Origin of the sequence: Cellulomonas sp. GbtcB1 (genome assembly GCF_019091725.1) — a bacterium.
In the GTDB taxonomy this organism is placed as follows: Bacteria; Actinomycetota; Actinomycetes; order Actinomycetales; family Cellulomonadaceae; genus Cellulomonas.
This window is the reverse complement of sequence record NZ_JAGXJG010000009.1, coordinates 76,309-91,213: the sequence shown is the minus strand read 5'-3', so window position 1 is coordinate 91,213 and position 14,905 is coordinate 76,309. Positions and strand designations below refer to the sequence as shown.

At 71.2% G+C, this 14,905-nt stretch carries 14 protein-coding genes; 6 read left to right on the top strand and 8 right to left on the bottom strand.

The features are described 5' to 3' along the window. Positions 1-36: 36 nt before the first annotated feature. Genes KVT14_RS05375 through KVT14_RS05365 form a run of 3 tightly spaced genes read right to left on the bottom strand, consistent with a single transcriptional unit; the run spans position 37 to position 3,709 of the window. Positions 37-1,677, bottom strand: coding sequence for an extracellular solute-binding protein (locus KVT14_RS05375; protein WP_217614728.1), 1,641 nt, complete (start codon positions 1,675-1,677; stop codon positions 37-39). A gap of 56 nt (positions 1,678-1,733) precedes the next feature. Then, positions 1,734-2,657 (bottom strand): carbohydrate ABC transporter permease, encoded by a 924-nt coding sequence (locus KVT14_RS05370; protein WP_262348154.1) that lies wholly within the window; start codon positions 2,655-2,657, stop codon positions 1,734-1,736. Further along, positions 2,654-3,709 carry a sugar ABC transporter permease gene (locus KVT14_RS05365; RefSeq protein ID WP_217614727.1) on the bottom strand — a complete coding sequence of 352 codons (1,056 nt, stop codon included), beginning with the start codon at positions 3,707-3,709 and terminating at the stop codon, positions 2,654-2,656. Before KVT14_RS05365 ends, KVT14_RS05370 begins: the two co-directional genes overlap by 4 nt. Positions 3,710-3,976: 267 nt before the next feature. Here KVT14_RS05365 and KVT14_RS05360 point away from each other — a divergent pair, with 267 nt between their 5' ends. Genes KVT14_RS05360 through KVT14_RS05350 form a run of 3 tightly spaced genes read left to right on the top strand, consistent with a single transcriptional unit; the run spans position 3,977 to position 8,524 of the window. Further along, positions 3,977-5,005 (top strand): LacI family DNA-binding transcriptional regulator, encoded by a 1,029-nt coding sequence (locus tag KVT14_RS05360; protein WP_217614726.1) that lies wholly within the window; start codon positions 3,977-3,979, stop codon positions 5,003-5,005. Then, positions 5,002-6,450, top strand: coding sequence for a serine hydrolase (locus tag KVT14_RS05355; protein WP_217614725.1), 1,449 nt, complete (start codon positions 5,002-5,004; stop codon positions 6,448-6,450). The genes KVT14_RS05360 and KVT14_RS05355 overlap by 4 nt, the downstream gene beginning before the upstream one ends. Positions 6,451-6,472: 22 nt before the next feature. Further along, the gene (locus KVT14_RS05350; protein WP_217614724.1) at positions 6,473-8,524 is read left to right on the top strand and encodes an alpha-glucuronidase; all 2,052 of its coding nucleotides are present in this window, start codon (positions 6,473-6,475) and stop codon (positions 8,522-8,524) included. Between the two features lie 358 nt (positions 8,525-8,882). Here the strand turns inward: KVT14_RS05350 and KVT14_RS05345 are convergent, their stop codons facing one another. After that, a complete protein-coding gene (locus KVT14_RS05345; RefSeq protein WP_217614723.1) occupies positions 8,883-9,242 on the bottom strand; it encodes an SseB family protein in 360 nt (119 codons plus the stop codon). A gap of 221 nt (positions 9,243-9,463) precedes the next feature. On the opposite strand from KVT14_RS05345, the gene KVT14_RS05340 reads away from it, so the two are divergent. Together KVT14_RS05340 and KVT14_RS05335 are read left to right on the top strand one after the other, a co-directional pair. After that, the gene (locus KVT14_RS05340; protein ID WP_217614722.1) at positions 9,464-10,075 is read left to right on the top strand and encodes a hypothetical protein; all 612 of its coding nucleotides are present in this window, start codon (positions 9,464-9,466) and stop codon (positions 10,073-10,075) included. A gap of 210 nt (positions 10,076-10,285) precedes the next feature. Then, positions 10,286-10,651 carry a hypothetical protein gene (locus KVT14_RS05335; RefSeq protein WP_217614721.1) on the top strand — a complete coding sequence of 122 codons (366 nt, stop codon included), beginning with the start codon at positions 10,286-10,288 and terminating at the stop codon, positions 10,649-10,651. A gap of 21 nt (positions 10,652-10,672) precedes the next feature. On the opposite strand, the gene KVT14_RS05330 is transcribed toward KVT14_RS05335, so the two are convergent. From KVT14_RS05330 to KVT14_RS05320, 3 genes are read right to left on the bottom strand one after another with little or no spacing between them, the layout of a single operon-like run. Beyond that, entirely contained in the window at positions 10,673-11,083 is a 411-nt protein-coding gene (locus KVT14_RS05330) for a hypothetical protein (protein WP_217614720.1), read from the bottom strand. A 1-nt stretch (position 11,084) separates the two neighbouring features. Then, positions 11,085-12,266 carry a putative T7SS-secreted protein gene (locus KVT14_RS05325; protein ID WP_217614719.1) on the bottom strand — a complete coding sequence of 394 codons (1,182 nt, stop codon included), beginning with the start codon at positions 12,264-12,266 and terminating at the stop codon, positions 11,085-11,087. Next, positions 12,263-12,556: a hypothetical protein gene (locus KVT14_RS05320; RefSeq protein ID WP_217614718.1), complete on the bottom strand. Its 294-nt coding sequence runs from the start codon at positions 12,554-12,556 to the stop codon at positions 12,263-12,265. The genes KVT14_RS05325 and KVT14_RS05320 overlap by 4 nt, the downstream gene beginning before the upstream one ends. Before the next feature lie 272 nt (positions 12,557-12,828). Between KVT14_RS05320 and KVT14_RS05315 the strand changes: the two genes are divergently transcribed. Beyond that, a complete protein-coding gene (locus tag KVT14_RS05315) occupies positions 12,829-13,215 on the top strand; it encodes a hypothetical protein (protein WP_217614717.1) in 387 nt (128 codons plus the stop codon). 61 nt (positions 13,216-13,276) lie between these two features. Here the strand turns inward: KVT14_RS05315 and KVT14_RS05310 are convergent, their stop codons facing one another. Further along, the gene (locus tag KVT14_RS05310) at positions 13,277-14,695 is read right to left on the bottom strand and encodes a glycoside hydrolase family 1 protein (RefSeq protein WP_217614716.1); all 1,419 of its coding nucleotides are present in this window, start codon (positions 14,693-14,695) and stop codon (positions 13,277-13,279) included. Positions 14,696-14,905 lie beyond the last annotated feature (210 nt).

Here is a 14,905-nt window from a genome sequence, read left to right as displayed (position 1 = left end):
CGCGAGGGCAGTGGCGCCCGGGACGACGGCGAGGGCTCAGCCGTTGTCGGCCACGTAGCGGTCGCGCGCGCCGTTGACGACGTCGACGTACTGCGTCGCGCCCTTGCCCTCCAGGTCGGCGACGAACGCGTCCCACTCGGACAGGTCGCGCTGGCCGAGGATGAACTGGATCGTGCCCTGCGAGACCGCGTCCCGGAGCGTGGTGTCGATCAGCGTCAGCTGCTCGTTCTCGGCCTCGTCGAGCGGGGCCGGCGGGGCGAGGTCGATCATGTCGTAGTCGGCGATCGACTCCTGGAACGCGACCTCGGCGTCGGAGAACGTCGACCACAGCAGCTCGGTGGCGCCGCCGTAGGCGAAGTTGCCGCCCGCGAACCCGAAGTCCTTCTGCAGGTGCTTCGTGCCCGACGGGTTGAGGCCCACGTAGTCGACGTCCGCGGCGAGGGTGCGGGTGCCGTCGGCGGCCTTCTCGAAGGTCGTCCCCTCGACGCCCCACTTGGTGAACTCCTGGCCCTCGTCCGAGTAGAACAGCCAGTCGATGAACTGCATCATCGCGACGAAGTTCGGCGAGTCCGCCGCGTCGGCGTTGATCATGATGCCGTTCTCGGTCTGGGTGACCGGGTTCAGCACGCAGCCGACCGGGCCGCACGGGAACGGGATCTTCGCGACGGTCGCGTCGGGGTCGTTGGTCGCGAGCCCGGGCTCGTACTCGTTGACGACGCTCTGCGCGTTGGTGCCGATCGCCACCGACTTCCCGGTGACGAACTTCTGGATCGCGCTGTCGTCGTCCTGGGTGAAGCTCTCGGGGTCCATCAGGCCGTCGGCGACGAGGTCGTGGAAGTACTCGACCATCTCCTTGTACTCGGGCATCGCGGCGGTGGCGACGAACTCCTCGGCGTCGCCGTCCCAGGTCGCGTTGTTGTAGCCCCATCCGGCGGAGGTGCCGAAGCCGAGCGCCGCCATGTTGAGCAGGTTGCCGCCCGGGTAGGTCTCGGAGAACCGGTCGGAGAACGGGTACTCGCCCGGGCGGGCCTCCTTGATCGCCTCCAGGGTGGTGCGGAACTCGTCCCAGGAGGTCGGGGCGTCGAGGCCGAGGTCGGCGAGCACGTCCGTGCGCATCGCGATCGTGTAGTCCTGCCACGGCGCCTCGTGCAGGCCGGGCAGCACGTAGTACTTGCCGTCGGCCTGCCGGAGCTGGTCGATGTTGTCCTCGAGGCCCCAGTCGGCGACCTTCTGCTGGTAGTTCGGCATCAGGTCGACGTAGTCGGACACCGCGAGGATCGCGCCCGAGGACACGAACGCGTCCTCCTGGCCCGGGTAGGTCTTCGCGATGATCGACGGCGCGTCGCCGGCGCCGATCAGCAGGCTGCGCTTCTGCTCGTAGTCGGACATCGGCACGAGCGTCGGGTCGAGCGTGACGTTCGTGCGGTCGGTGATCTCCGACCACAGCAGCCAGTCGTCCTGCGACGGGTAGTTCGGGTGGTCGGAGAACAGCATCGAGAAGGTGAGCGGCTCCGTCGCGGTGAACTGGTCGCCGGCGGCGTAGTCCTCCATCGCCCCCGTGCGGTTGTCGAGGCCCGAGGTCTCCTCGTCGCCGTCGGAGCCGCCGGAGCAGGCGGTCAGGGCCAGGGCGAGGGCGGCTGCGGCGGCGAGGCCGCGCGCCCGCGTGCGCTGGGACATGGCATTCCTTTCGTGACGAACATCGTCGTTGGTCGCGGGAGGGGGAAGAGCGGGGGTCAGCCCTTGACGGAGCCGAGCATCACCCCCGAGACGAAGTACCTCTGGACGAACGGGTAGACGCAGAGGATCGGGAGGACGGTGAGCACCATCGTCACGGACTGGATGTTCGCGGAGACCTGCGCGACGTCGGCGGCCGCGGCGCCCGTGGACTGCGCGGTCGACGACCCGGCGATGAGGTTCCGCAGGTAGACCGTGACCGGGAACAGCTCGGACTTGTCCATGTAGAGGAAGGCCGCGAACCAGGAGTTCCAGAAGCTGACCGCGTAGAACAGCAGCATCGTCGCGATCACCGCCTTGGACAGCGGGATGACGATCTTCCACAGGATCCGGTAGGTGCCGAGGCCGTCGATCTGCGCGGCCTCCTCGAGCTCCAGCGGGAGGTTCTCGAAGAACGCCTTCATCACCAGCAGGTTGAACACGCTGATGGCGTTCGGCAGCACGATCGCCCACAGCGAGTTCTTCAGCCCGAGACTCGTGATGAGCACGTAGTTCGGGATCAGGCCGCCGTTGAAGAACATCGTGAACACCGCGATGCCGATGAGCACCGAGCGCCCGCGCAGGTGGTGCTTCGAGATGACGTAGGCGTAGCAGGTGGTGAGCACCAGGGCGATGGCCGTCGCGACGACGGTGTAGATCACGGTGTTCTTGTAGTTGGTCCAGAACATCGCGTCGTTCATCACGAGCTGGTACGTCGTGAGGTTGAACCCGACCGGCCAGATGTTCACCTGGCCCGACCGGATCGCGGTGTCCGAGCTGAACGACCGCGCGATGATCATGAGGAACGGGTAGAGCGTCACGGCGACGACGCCGAGCAGCGCCACCACGTTGAACGCCCGGAACACCTTGTACCCGCGGGTCTCCCGCAGCAGGCTGCCGGTGCGCGCGGGCAGCGGGCCCGCGGAGGTCTCGACGGTCGTCACCACAGGCTCGCTCCCACCGCTCGCTTCGAGATCGCGTTCGCGGAGAGGATCAGCGTCAGGCCGATGATCGACTCGAACAGCCCGATGGCCGCCGCGTACGAGAAGTTGTTGGACACCAGGCCGACCCGGTACAGGTACGTCGAGATGACGTCGGCCGTGGGATAGGTCAGCGGGTTGTAGAGCAGCAGGACCTTCTCGAACCCGACCGCCATGAAGGTGCCGATGTTGAGGATGAGCAGCGTGACCATCGTCGGCCGGATGCCCGGCAGCGTGATGTGCCAGGTCTGCTTCATACGGTTCGCGCCGTCGATCCGCGCCGCTTCGTAGAGGCTCTCGTCGACCGTGGTCAGCGCCGCGAGGTAGAGGATCGTGCCCCAGCCGACGGTCTGCCAGACCTCGCTCGACACGTACACCGCGCGGAACCACTCGGGGCGTTGCAGGAACGGCACCGCGTCCCCGCCCAGCGCCGTGACGACCTGGTTCACCGTGCCCTCCAGCGAGAGCAGCTGGAACAGCATGCCGGCGATGATCACGATCGACAGGAAGTGCGGCAGGTAGGACACCGACTGCACGAACCGCTTGAACACCCGCGAGCGCAGCTCGTTCAGCAGCAGCGCCAGCACGATCGGCAGCGGGAAGCAGAACAGCAGCGTGAGCGCCCCGATGACGAGCGTGTTCCGGAAGACCATCCAGAACGTCGGGTCGGACAGGAACATCTCGACGTAGCGGAAGCCCACCCACTCCTCGCCGAAGATGTTGCCGCCGGCGCGGAACTTCCGGAACGCGATGACGTTGCCGAGCATCGGCGTGTACCGGAACACCGCGAAGAAGATCAGCGGCAGCACGGCCAGCGAGTAGAGCTGCCAGTCCTTGCGCAGCGCCGTGCGCCAGGGGATCTTGCCGTCCATCCGGCCGCGGCGCGTCCGGCGGCTGGTGCGGCCGCGGCGGGCGCGGGCGTCGGGGTCGGCGGCCGGGGTGATCTCCGCGGCCGGGCCGGCCGGCCCCGCGGGCACGGGTGCCGGCGTGGTGATCTCGGGGCCCTGGACGGTCATGCGCTCACCGCGCCAGGGACCACGACCGGCCGGCGCGGGTGGCGTCGGGCTGGAGGCGGTGCGTCGCTCATGTGGCATCCACTTCGTCGTGGGTTCGGTCGGGCTCGCGTTTCGAAAGTTGCGCTTCGCCGACCGATACCGTTTCACCCGCACCGTAGGGGCGTCGGGCGATGTCCGTCAACCACACCCCTGTTCCTGCCGATGGGTGCGGTCCGTGCGCTACAGTCGGGGCCAGCTGCTCGACAGCGACAGTTTCGAAGGGGAACCATGCCGAGAGGCCGCACGACGATCGCCGACATCGCGAGCGAGGTGGGCGTGTCGATCCCGACCGTGTCGAAGGTGCTGAACGGCCGCACCGACGTCTCGGAGGCGACCCGCGCCCGCGTCGAGGCGGCGCTCGAGCGGCACGACTACCGCAAACCCGTCGCCACACGCGGCTCCGGCCACGGCGTCCGGCTGCTCGACCTCGTGTTCCACGCCGCCGACAACCTGTGGGCGCAGGAGATCATCAAGGGCGTCGAGCAGGTCTGCGGCCCCGAGCGGGTCGGCGTCGTGCTGTCCGAGCTCGGCGGCTCGCACCGCCCGCCGCAGGAGTGGATCGACGACGTCATGGCCCGCCGGCCGCTCGGCGTGCTGCTCGTGCTGTCCGGGCTCGACGCCAAGCAGCGGCACCAGCTCGAGTCGCGGAACATCCCGTTCGCCGTCGTCGACACCCAGGGCGAGCCGCCCGCCGGCGTGCCCACCGTCGGCTCCAACAACTGGAACGGCGGCCTGTCCGGCACCCGGCACCTGCTCGCGCTCGGGCACCGCCGGATCGCCGCGATCTCCGGGCCGGACGACATGCTGTGCTCCCGCGCCCGGGTCGACGGCTTCCGCAGCGCGCACGACGAGGTCGGCGTGCCGTGGGACCCCGCGCTGATCCGGTGGGGCGCGTTCGACGCCGAGAGCGGCTACCGGCACGGGCTCGACCTGCTCGACCGCCCCGACCGGCCCACCGCCGTGTTCGCCGGGTCGGACTACCAGGCGCTCGGCGTCCTGCGCGCCGCCCGCGAGCTCGGCCTGCGCGTCCCGGAGGACCTGTCCGTCGTCGGGTACGACGACCTGCCGATCAGCCAGTGGATCGACCCCGGGCTGACCACCGTGCACCAGCCGCTGCGGGAGATGGCGTCCATGGCGACCCGGATGCTGCTGACGCTCGCCGCGGGCGGGCAGCCGCCGTCGACGCGGGTGGAGCTGGTGACGGAGCTGGTGATCCGGGCGTCGACCGCGGCGCCTGCTGCGGGGGGTCGGTCGTGATCGGGTTCGGCGAGGCGCTCGACGCGCTGGACGAGCTCGACCCGCACGCGCTCGTCGTCGCCCGGCACGGGACCGTCCTGGCGCGCGCGACGTGGGCGCCGTACGACGCGGAGCACGCCGGGCTCGTGTACTCGGTCTCCAAGTCGGTCACCGCGCTGGCCGTGCTGCTGCTCGAGTCAGAGGGGCGGCTGGCGCTGTCCGACCCGGTCGACCGGCACCTCGACCTGCCGAACCCGCACGGGTTCACGCTGCGGCACCTGCTCACCATGTCCACAGGGCACAGCCGCGAGCAGACGTCCGTGATGCCGGCGGACCCGGCCGTCCTGCTGACGACGCCGCCGGAGTTCCCCGTCGGGACGCGGTTCGCGTACTCCTCCCCCGCGACCTGCACCCTCGGCCGCGTCGTGCACGCCGTCGCCGGGGAGCAGCCGACCGGGTACCTGCGGCCGCGGCTGCTCGACCCGCTCCGCATCGGGCCCCGGTGGTGGCGCCCGCTCGCCGGCGTCGAGCAGGGCTTCTCGGGGCTGCACCTCACCGTCGACGACCAGGCCCGGCTCGGGATGGCGCTGGCGGCCGGGGGCGTCGCGCCGGACGGGACGCGGGTGCTGCCCGCGGACGTGGTCGAGGCGATGGCGACGACGTTCGTGCCGACGGCCGACACGTTCGTCGAGGACCACCAGGGCCCCGAGCCCGACACCGCCCACGACGACTGGGCGCTCGGGTACGGGTACGGGGTCTGGCGCAGCCGGCACGGGTACCGGATGGACGGCGCGTACGGGCAGTTCACGCTCGTCGTGCCGGAGTCCGGGGTCGTCGTGGCGTACCAGGGGTCGGCGATGGACACGCAGCGGGTGCTCGACGTGCTGTGGGGGCTGGTGGCGGCGGCTGCGTCGGGGCCGGCCGAGGCCGCGGGTGCGGGTGCGCGCGACGCGTCGGGCGGGGCGGTCTCGTCGGCCGCGGCGCTGCTCGGCGGCGTCGCGGAGCGCGACTCGTGGGCGGCGCGCGACCGGTACGTCGCGTCGGACGCCCCCGCGCTCGACGTCGCGGGGTGGACGCTGGACGACGCCGGTCCCGACGCCGGGCCCGCCGCGTGGCGGCTGACGATCCCGGCCAGCGACGGCCAGCCCGGCGGCGTCGTCGACCTGCGCCCGGACGCGTGGAGCCGCGGGTCCCTCGCGCTCCGCCCCGGCGACGTCGCGTCGGGCGCCCCGAGCGACCCCGTCCCGGACGGCGTCGTCCCCGTCGCGGCGCGCGCCGAGCGGCTGCCCGACGGGACCGTGCGCGCCCACCTCGTCGCGACCGCGTCCCCGCACCGGCTGCTGGTCACCCGCGCCCCCGACGGCGCGCTCTCCGCCCGCTGGCACACCGCACCGCTGTGGGAGCCCACGCTCGCCACCCTCCTCGTCCCGCCGCTGGTCGCCGCACCGGCGCGGGGACCGTCCTGATCGCTCGACCCCCACCGGAGCCATGACCCCCGACAACGCCGTCGCCGTCACCGTCCACCCCGCCTGGCTGCCCGACGCGGCCCTGGCCCCGCTGCGCGCGCAGCCGTCCGCCGTCCTCGGCGCCGGGCCGTGCCTCGACACGGTCCGCTCGGAGCTGTCGGCCACCGCCTCAGGCACGGCCGCCGCCGAGGCGCGGCTGGTCGTCGCGCCGGTCGAGGCGGTCGCGTCGCCGTCGTCGATCGGCCTCGACGCCCTGCCCCAGGTCCCCGCCGGGGGCCACGCGATCGTCCGGACCGGCGACCGCACGGTGCTGCTCGGCGCCGACGGACCGGCCACCCTGCGCGGGCTGTACGCGCTGGCTCGCGAGGAGGCGGTGGGGCGGATGCTCGGCCGCGACGCGATGCCAGGGGCGACGACGAGCGCACCCGAGCAGCCGCTCCGCATGCTCGACCACTGGGACAACATGACCGTGCACCCGGTGATGGGCCAGATCGAGCGCGGCTACGCCGGAGGCTCGATCTTCTACGCCGACGGCGAGGTCCGCGCGGACCTCAGCCCGGTCCGCGACTACGCCCGGCTGCTCGCCGCGACCGGCGTCGAGGCGGTCGGCATCAACAACGTCAACGTGCACGCCCACGAGGCCCGGTTGCTGACCGACGGCCTGCCGGACGTCGCCCGCATCGCCGACGTCTTCCGGGCGTTCGGGATCCGGATCTTCCTGTCGGTGTCGTTCGGGTCGCCGCAGCGGCTGGGCGGCCTGGCGACGTCGGACCCCCTGGACCCCGGGGTGGCCGCGTGGTGGGCGTCGACCGCGGACCGCGTCTACGCGGCGGTCCCGGACTTCGGCGGCTTCCTCATCAAGGCCGACTCCGAGGGCCAGCCCGGGCCGTTCGCGTACGGCCGCAGCCACGCCGACGGCGCGAACATGCTCGCCGCGGCCCTCCGCCCGCACGGCGGCACCGTTCTGTGGCGGGCGTTCGTCTACAACCACCACCAGGACTGGCGGGACCGCACCACCGACCGCGCGCGGGCGTCGTACGACCACTTCGCGCCGCTCGACGGCACGTTCGCGGACAACGTCGTGCTGCAGGTCAAGCACGGGCCGATGGACTTCCAGGTCCGCGAGCCGCTCTCCCCCGTGCTGGCGGCGATGCCGCGCACCCGGCTGGCGATCGAGCTCCAGGTCACGCAGGAGTACACCGGGCAGCAGCGGCACGTCTGCTACCTCGCGCCTGCCTGGCGGGAGTACCTGCGGTTCCCGCTGGACGGTGCGCGGGCGGTGGCGTCGATCGTCGGCGGATCGGGGGCGTCGTCGCCCGCGGGTGGGGTCGCCGCAGTGTCGAACGTCGGGGACGACGCGTTCTGGACCGGGCACCCGCTGGCCCAGGCGAACCTGTACGCGTTCGGGCGACTGGCGTGGGACTCGACGCTCACGGCCGAGGACGTGCTGGACGAGTGGATCGCGCTGACGTTCGCCTCGGCCGGTGCCGACGACCTGGCGCGGATCCGATCGGTGCTGCACGAGGTCATGGACGGCTCATGGGCGCGGTACGAGGCGTACACCGCGCCGCTGGGCGTCGGGTTCATGGTCGACCCGGGCACCCACGGCGGGCCGTCCGTCGACGGGTACGAGTACTCGCGCTGGGGGACGTACCACTTCGCCGACCGCGACGGGATCGGCGTCGACCGCACCGTCGCGACCGGGACCGGGTTCGCGGGGCAGTTCCCGTCGCCGTGGCGGGAGACGTACGAGTCGGTCGAAACCTGCCCGGACGAGCTGCTGCTGTTCTTCCACCACGTGCCGTACGCGCACGTGCTCCGGTCGGGGAAGACGGTGATCCAGCACATCTACGACTCGCGCTCCGAGGCGGTCGAGGGGCTCGACGCGGTCGAGGCTTCGTGGGACTCGTTGGCGGACCTTGTGGGTGGGGCGGTGCCGGCCGCGTTCGACGCGCGGGTGCGGGAGCGGCTGGAGGTGCAGCGGGCGTCGGCCGTGGAGTGGCGGGACCAGGTGCGGAGCTACTTCTGGCGGAAGTCCGGGGTCAAGGACGCGTCGGGGCGGGTCGTGTACTGAGCCCGGGGTACGCGGCGTAGCTCGGCGAAGTCGAACGACGTTCTGAGCATGCGTAGACCGTGGACGCAGCGGCCGGAGCATGAGCGGAGCCGCCGGGCCCGGTCGCGGCGGCCGCCCGATCCGCGGCGTCGCGGGGGGGCTACGACCTCACCGAGCACCGCCGGACACCCGGTGCGTCGGCGGCGCCGCACGCGCACGGAGCCAGTCGGGCACGTGCTCCGGATCCCGCGGGAACCGGCGCAGGTCCTCCCGCCACGCCTCCGGCGCGGGCTCCATCGGGGGCGGGTTCTCGTAGTCGGCCTCGATGCTGTCCGTACGCGCTCCGGCGACAGCTCGAACCCGGGCTCCTGACCCGGGTTCACCCCGAGGCCGAAGCCTCCGGCACCAGCGGGAGCAGCCCGCGCCCGGGAACCGCCAGGGCGCCCGTCACCAGGTCGGTCGCGGACCGTGCCCGGTCCAGCGACGTGAACACCGCGACCATCTGCACCTGGTCGCGCGCGTAGAGCAACGGGGCGAAGTCCTGAAGATCCACGACGACGGGCCCGCTCGTGGGCATGACGAGCGTGGCCTCGAGCAGCGCACCCGCGAGGTCGACGGGCTCGCCCTGCGCGCCGCGCGCCATCAGCGACTCGAGCGCGGGGTTCGTGACGGTCTCCGGCAGCGGCGGCAGTTCCGGCTGCCGTGGGCTCCGCGGGCGCAGGCGGCCCCACATCCCCATGCCCTCAGCGCCTTGCCGGCAGAGCGAGAGCGCAGGGGGCTGCCGTGACCAGGGACGACGCGCGGGCGGAAACGGCCGTGGCGGGTCGTCGTGTCATGCGCGGCAGTCTGGCACCATCGCTGACGGCGGCAGAGCGGAGGAGTCATGTGTCACCCGGACGGACACCCCTCGTGGGACATGCTCGTCGCCGACGCGCGCCCGATGCAGGCGACCCCGGGGCTGTGACCGAGTTCGTCGGGCAGGAGATCCGCGCCAGCGATAGCCCGACCGGCCCGCTCGGCACCCCCGCGCACCTGCGGGTCCCGTCGGCCTTCGGCGACGTGTTCGCCGCGTGGTCGCTCCGGGACCGCGGCACCGTCACCTGGGGTGACGGCGTCCCGACAGTCACGGTCCTCGACGTGGTCGGCCGTGAGCGCACGAGCGCCCCGCAGTCGAGCACCGGGTTCGAGGCGTTCCCGTGGCACGGCTTCGCCCTCACGGTTGGGACGGAGCGGGGCGTCGTGGACCAGCCCGCCCTGCGCCGACCGCTGCTCGACCTGCCTCGCAGCCTCACGCGGGCGGGCAAGGTCGTCAGCGCTCGCGTCGGCGGCGGGGAGGAGCCGCCGCGGTCGCGCGCCGGGGCGGCCCGGACCGCCCCCGACGCCCGGCCGAGCACGGAGTGGACGATGGCGGCCACGGGCCGGCGCGGCGTGGTGTTCCGGCGCGACGGCTCGCCCGTCGTGACCCTGCGGCCGCGTCTGCGGTTCCGTCTGGAACCCGGCGGCGACGCGCGTGACCTCGCGGTTGCCGTCGCGCTCGAGGCCACGGTGTCGTCGCACGTGTTCGTGCTCTGACCGAGGACGTCGGAACGTCCGCTGCCGCTTCCCGCGTCGCCGGGACCCTTGGAGACCCACGCTGCCGGAGCGGCCGCGGCGCGGGCCGACGACCGCGGTCGATAGCCTGCTGGCGTTCCGTCCGACGACCCGGGAGCGAAGTTGACCTGCTACGAGCTCGAACCCGAGGTCGCCGGCGGTTTCGGGCACACGACCGTGATCGAAACCTCGGTGACCCCGAACGTCGTCACGCGGCTGGAGTACGAGTTCGACGGTTGGCTGGGTGACGAGCTCGTCGAGTCCATCAGCGTGCACCTGGTCACCACGCGCGTCCGAGAGGCACTGGTGGACGCGGAGATCACCGGAATCCGGTTCGCCCCGGTGACGGTCTCCCGCAGCGACCAGTTCGACGAGGTGCACCGCGGCGGCCTGCCCGAGTGGGCGTGGATGCAGGTCGTCGGAGCGCCGGCTCGCGACGACGCGTGGATCGGCGACGGTCAGATCCTCACCGTCAGCGGGCGGATGCTCGCCGTGCTGCAGCGGTTCCCCCTGAGCCACTGCCGAATCGTGCGCCGTGACCCGTCGCCGTCGTCGTGAGTCGGCCTGGAGGACGACCCGCTAGACCGGCGTGACGATGCAGTGCTCCAGGGTGAATTGCTGCAGCACCGCGAGCATGCGTTCGCTCACCGTCAGGCGGCCTCGGTTGCCCGCCCACGCGTCGTCGCTCCCGAGACGGCCGACAGGTCGCAGCCAGACCCACTCGGGCAGGTCGCCGCCGTTGAGCTCGTCGAACATGTCCGACCTGCTCACGATCAGCGGAGCGAACTCCACGCCGGTGAGACCGGCGGCGAGCACCGCGTCGCGCACGCGCGCGGTTGCCAGGGTCACCGGGGTCGACGTCACGAGGTCGTCACCGAGCCAGTCGTCGAACTCGTAGTCCAGACGCGTGATCTCCCCACGTCCGGGCCCCCACTCGGTGCCAGGGCCCAGGTTGCCGGCGACTTCCGGCTCCAGCTCGTACGAGGACATATCACTCCACGGGAGGTAGGAATCGCTGCCCGACCTGCAGGTCGATGCTAGTGGCGTAGTCGAGAAGATCGTCCGTTGTTGGCGCCGCACCCCCGCTCGGGAAGTCCTCGTAGAACCTGTTCCACAGACGTCGGATCTCGCTCAGGTGCACACGAGGGTTCGCATCGTTGGGGATACCCCGCAGGTTCTCCAGCGAGTGCATCTGCGACTCGGTGACGACTCCTGGATACCGGCGGAGAACGCTCTGCTCGACGGCGTGGTGCACGACAACCTGGCCCTGAAGATCGGGGTAGGCCTCGAAGAACGTCTTCCGGTAGTTCGTGGTCGCGGACTCGCCGAGCGACGCGCGGCGGGCGGCCCACGCCGCGCCGTCCTCGGCGATGTCCGTGCCTTTGCGAGCAGCCGTGGTGGCTGCCTTGCCGAGGATCCCGCCGACGCCACCCGTGAGGATGTTCGTCAAACCGTCGGGCGCCATGTGTCCGACAGCTCGCGGTGGGCTGTTGGCCCAGGTGTCCCAGTCGACGCTGTCCTTCGCGAGCTGCTTCGGGTCGTTGAGCGACTGCTTGAACCCCACCACCATCGCTGCGGTGTCGTTCATCCAGCCCTGCGGGTCGACGATCTTCCGGACAGCGTTTTGCTGCTCGACCAGCGACCAGAGATCACCGAAGGCGTCGGCTGCACCACCCACCAGTTCCGACCAGAACGTCGGTGCAGGGGGAACAAGCTCGTTCAGAGATCGCAGAGCTCGCGCGAGCTGGTCACCGCTCGTTGCGACCTGGGCGCGCACCTCGGAGAGCGCGAGGTCGATGCTTCTCTTGCGGCCCGTTCCCGGGTCGCCGAGCGCGTCGGCTCGCTGCCACGACTCCACGAGTCCGTCCGCCACTCCTTGGCCCCAGGTGAGCATCTCCCCGTGCGCGCGAAGTGCCGCCGCCGCGCTGGAATAGGCATCGGCGATGTTCAGCAGCTGCTTCCGAGTGGAGTCCCGGGCCTCGTCGAACGCGTCCGCCGCGTCTCCCGCCCAGTGGCCGGTGCTCACCGACCGCAATCGGCCGGCGTTTTGCTCGAGCGCCTCTGCCCGCGCGACCAGCGCGTCCGCGTCCGCGAACAACGCCGCGGGGCTTCCTGGGATCAGATCGGCACCGCTCGACGCATAAGCGATGCCGAGGAGCGTCGCGTTGCTCACGACTCGGGCCGGAACACGCATACGGCGTGCCCATCGACCTCGGCGTAGCTGGAGGAGCTCGCGTCCAGGTCGTCTCCATGCGCTCCTACGACCTTCGCCATGACACCGACGGCGTAGGAGTAACGGGAGGCGAAGTCGTCTGCGGCGGTGATCGCAGCGACAGAACCGTACTCGCCCCGTCCGGCCAGAAGCGGTTCGCCGGCGATGTCGGTGACGTCGTCCATGATCGACCTGCACGCGTTCGCCGCTTGATGAAGAACGTCTGTATCGACGCCGAACCACTGTGTCATGACAACCCCCTGCAGCTGATGTCGCGTCGCAGCCTAACCGCGCAACGGCGACGTCAGAGGCCAAACGGAGCACGACCTGATCGCGCTTGATGGGATACGCGAACACGCCGACACATCACACCGCCGCCCTCACAGCGCACGTCCAGTGCTCTCCTCGCGTGGTTGCGAGACCGTAGCCGGAACACCGACATTCGGCCGATGGCGCTCTCGATCGTCGGAGCCTGGGTCGACGTCGAGGTGTACTACCAACCCGAGAACCTATGAGGAGAGCCGTGCTCCAGGACCTGATCATCGGGTGCGAGGACGACGCACTCCCGCTGCCGCTGACCGCCGACGCGCTGCTCGAGGCAGCACAGGTGCGCTGGCCGGACGGCGTTCGTGTGGTGGACGAGGACCCGCGCAAGATCGCGCTGCGCCTGGACGTGGTCGCGGAGGGGCCGGGCTTCTCCGTCACCGCCACGCACGCCCTGTCGTCCATCGACCTGGACGGGACGCCGGAGCAGAACGCCGACGTCGCCGTCTGGCTGCGCACGCTCATGCCGGCGAACGGTCCTCGGATCGTGGCGTTCGACTCCGGCCTCACCGCTGAGATCGAGCTGACTCCCGGGATGACCGTCGCCGACTTCGATCGCGAGGTCCGAAGCGCACTCGAAGGCTGACGCCGAGGAGCGGACCCTCCTCGCACGAAGTGGCCCGCTCCCCCGCACAGCCCCCGGCGCGCTACCGCTCCAGGCTCCCCCCGTTCGTCCGGATCACCTCGGCGTACCAGTCGAACGACTTCTTCCGGTACCGCTCCAGCGTCCCCGACCCGTCGTCGTGCCGGTCGACGTAGACGAACCCGTACCGCTTGCTCATCTGCGCCGTCCCCGCCGACACCAGGTCGATGCAGCCCCACGTCGTGTAGCCGAGCACGTCGACCCCGTCGCGCAGCGCCTCCTCCACCTGCACGAGGTGCTCGTTGAGGTACGCGATCCGGTAGTCGTCGACCACGGTCCGCACCCCGTCCACCTCGACCAGCTCGTCGACGGCCCCGAGCCCGTTCTCGACGATGAACAGCGGCTTGCGCCACCGGTCCCAGAACTGGTTCATCACGATGCGGAGGCCGACGGGGTCGATCTGCCAGCCCCACTCGCTGGCCACCAGCGTCGGGTTCGGCACGCCGCCCATCATGTTGCTCTGCCCTTCGAGCGCCCCGGGATCGGCCGTCTCGCAGATGCTCGAGTAGTAGGAGAACGACACGAAGTCGACCGTGTGCTTCAGCGTCTCGCGGTCGTCGTCGGTGATGTCGAGCTCGACGCCGAGCTCACGGAGGTGCCGCAGGAGGTACCCGGGGTACTCGCCCCGGCAGTGCACGTCGCCGAACGCCAGCGTCTGGTGCTGCGTCCGCATCACGGCGAGCGCGTCGGCCGGCGACGGCGTCAGCGGGTACGCCGGCACCGCGATGAGCATGCAGCCGACCTGCGCGTCCGGGGCGACCTCGCGGGCGATCTTCGTGGCGAGCGCGCTGGCCACGAGCTCGTGGTGGATCGCCTGGTAGAGGTCGGCCGGCGACAGCTCGTCCTTCGGCGTGAGGATCGCGCCGCTCAGCAGCGGGGCGTGCAGCACGGCGTTGATCTCGTTGAACGTCAGCCAGTACGTCACGCGCGACCCGTACCGCTCGAACAGCGTCCGCGCGTACGTCGCGAAGTGGCCGATCATCTCCCGGCTGACCCAGCCGTCGTACGTCCGCGCGAGCGCCAGCGGGGTCTCGTAGTGGGAGATGGTGACCAGCGGCTCCATGCCGTGCTTCTCGCACTCGTCGAGCACCCGGTCGTAGAACGCCAGCCCCTCCTCGTTCGGCTCGGTCTCGTCACCGTTCGGGAAGATCCGCGCCCACGCGATCGAGAACCGGAACGTCCGGAAGCCCATCTCCGCCAGCAGCGCGATGTCCTCGGCGTACCGGTGGTAGAAGTCGATGCCCTGCAGCTTGAGGTTGTCCGGGGTCGGCTCGTCGGTCGGCGGACCCATGATGCCGCGGGGCATGACGTCCTGGATGGACAGGCCCTTGCCGCCCTCGTCGTACGCGCCCTCGCACTGGTTGGCGGCGGTGGCCCCGCCCCAGAGGAACCCGGGCGGGAAGTGGGTGTCGGTGGTGGTCACGGTGGCGCCTCTCTGCGATGGGGGAAGGGGGCGCGGCTGACGTCGCGGACGGACCGTCCCGGGGCATGAAAAAAGACCTGCGCGAACCGGGCGCAGAAGGCCTCGGACGCGGCAGGTCTTGCCTGATCTGGTCAGTCACAATCCTGGTCGACGTCGCCATTCCTACCGTCGCCCCGAGGGGCCGTCAAGCCCCTCTTCGCCCTGCCGCCG

Bases quoted from the DNA above. Each gene is read 5' to 3' on its own strand.
- KVT14_RS05345 (WP_217614723.1), bottom strand. From the start codon at position 9,242: ATGGGGATGTGGGGCCGCCTGCGCCCGCGGAGCCCACGGCAGCCGGAA.
- KVT14_RS05365 (WP_217614727.1), bottom strand. From the start codon at position 3,709: ATGACCGTCCAGGGCCCCGAGATCACCACGCCGGCACCCGTGCCCGCG.
- KVT14_RS05360 (WP_217614726.1), top strand. From the start codon at position 3,977: ATGCCGAGAGGCCGCACGACGATCGCCGACATCGCGAGCGAGGTGGGC.
- KVT14_RS05320 (WP_217614718.1), bottom strand. From the start codon at position 12,556: ATGACACAGTGGTTCGGCGTCGATACAGACGTTCTTCATCAAGCGGCG.
- KVT14_RS05350 (WP_217614724.1), top strand. From the start codon at position 6,473: ATGACCCCCGACAACGCCGTCGCCGTCACCGTCCACCCCGCCTGGCTG.
- KVT14_RS05375 (WP_217614728.1), bottom strand. From the start codon at position 1,677: ATGTCCCAGCGCACGCGGGCGCGCGGCCTCGCCGCCGCAGCCGCCCTC.
- KVT14_RS05330 (WP_217614720.1), bottom strand. From the start codon at position 11,083: ATGTCCTCGTACGAGCTGGAGCCGGAAGTCGCCGGCAACCTGGGCCCT.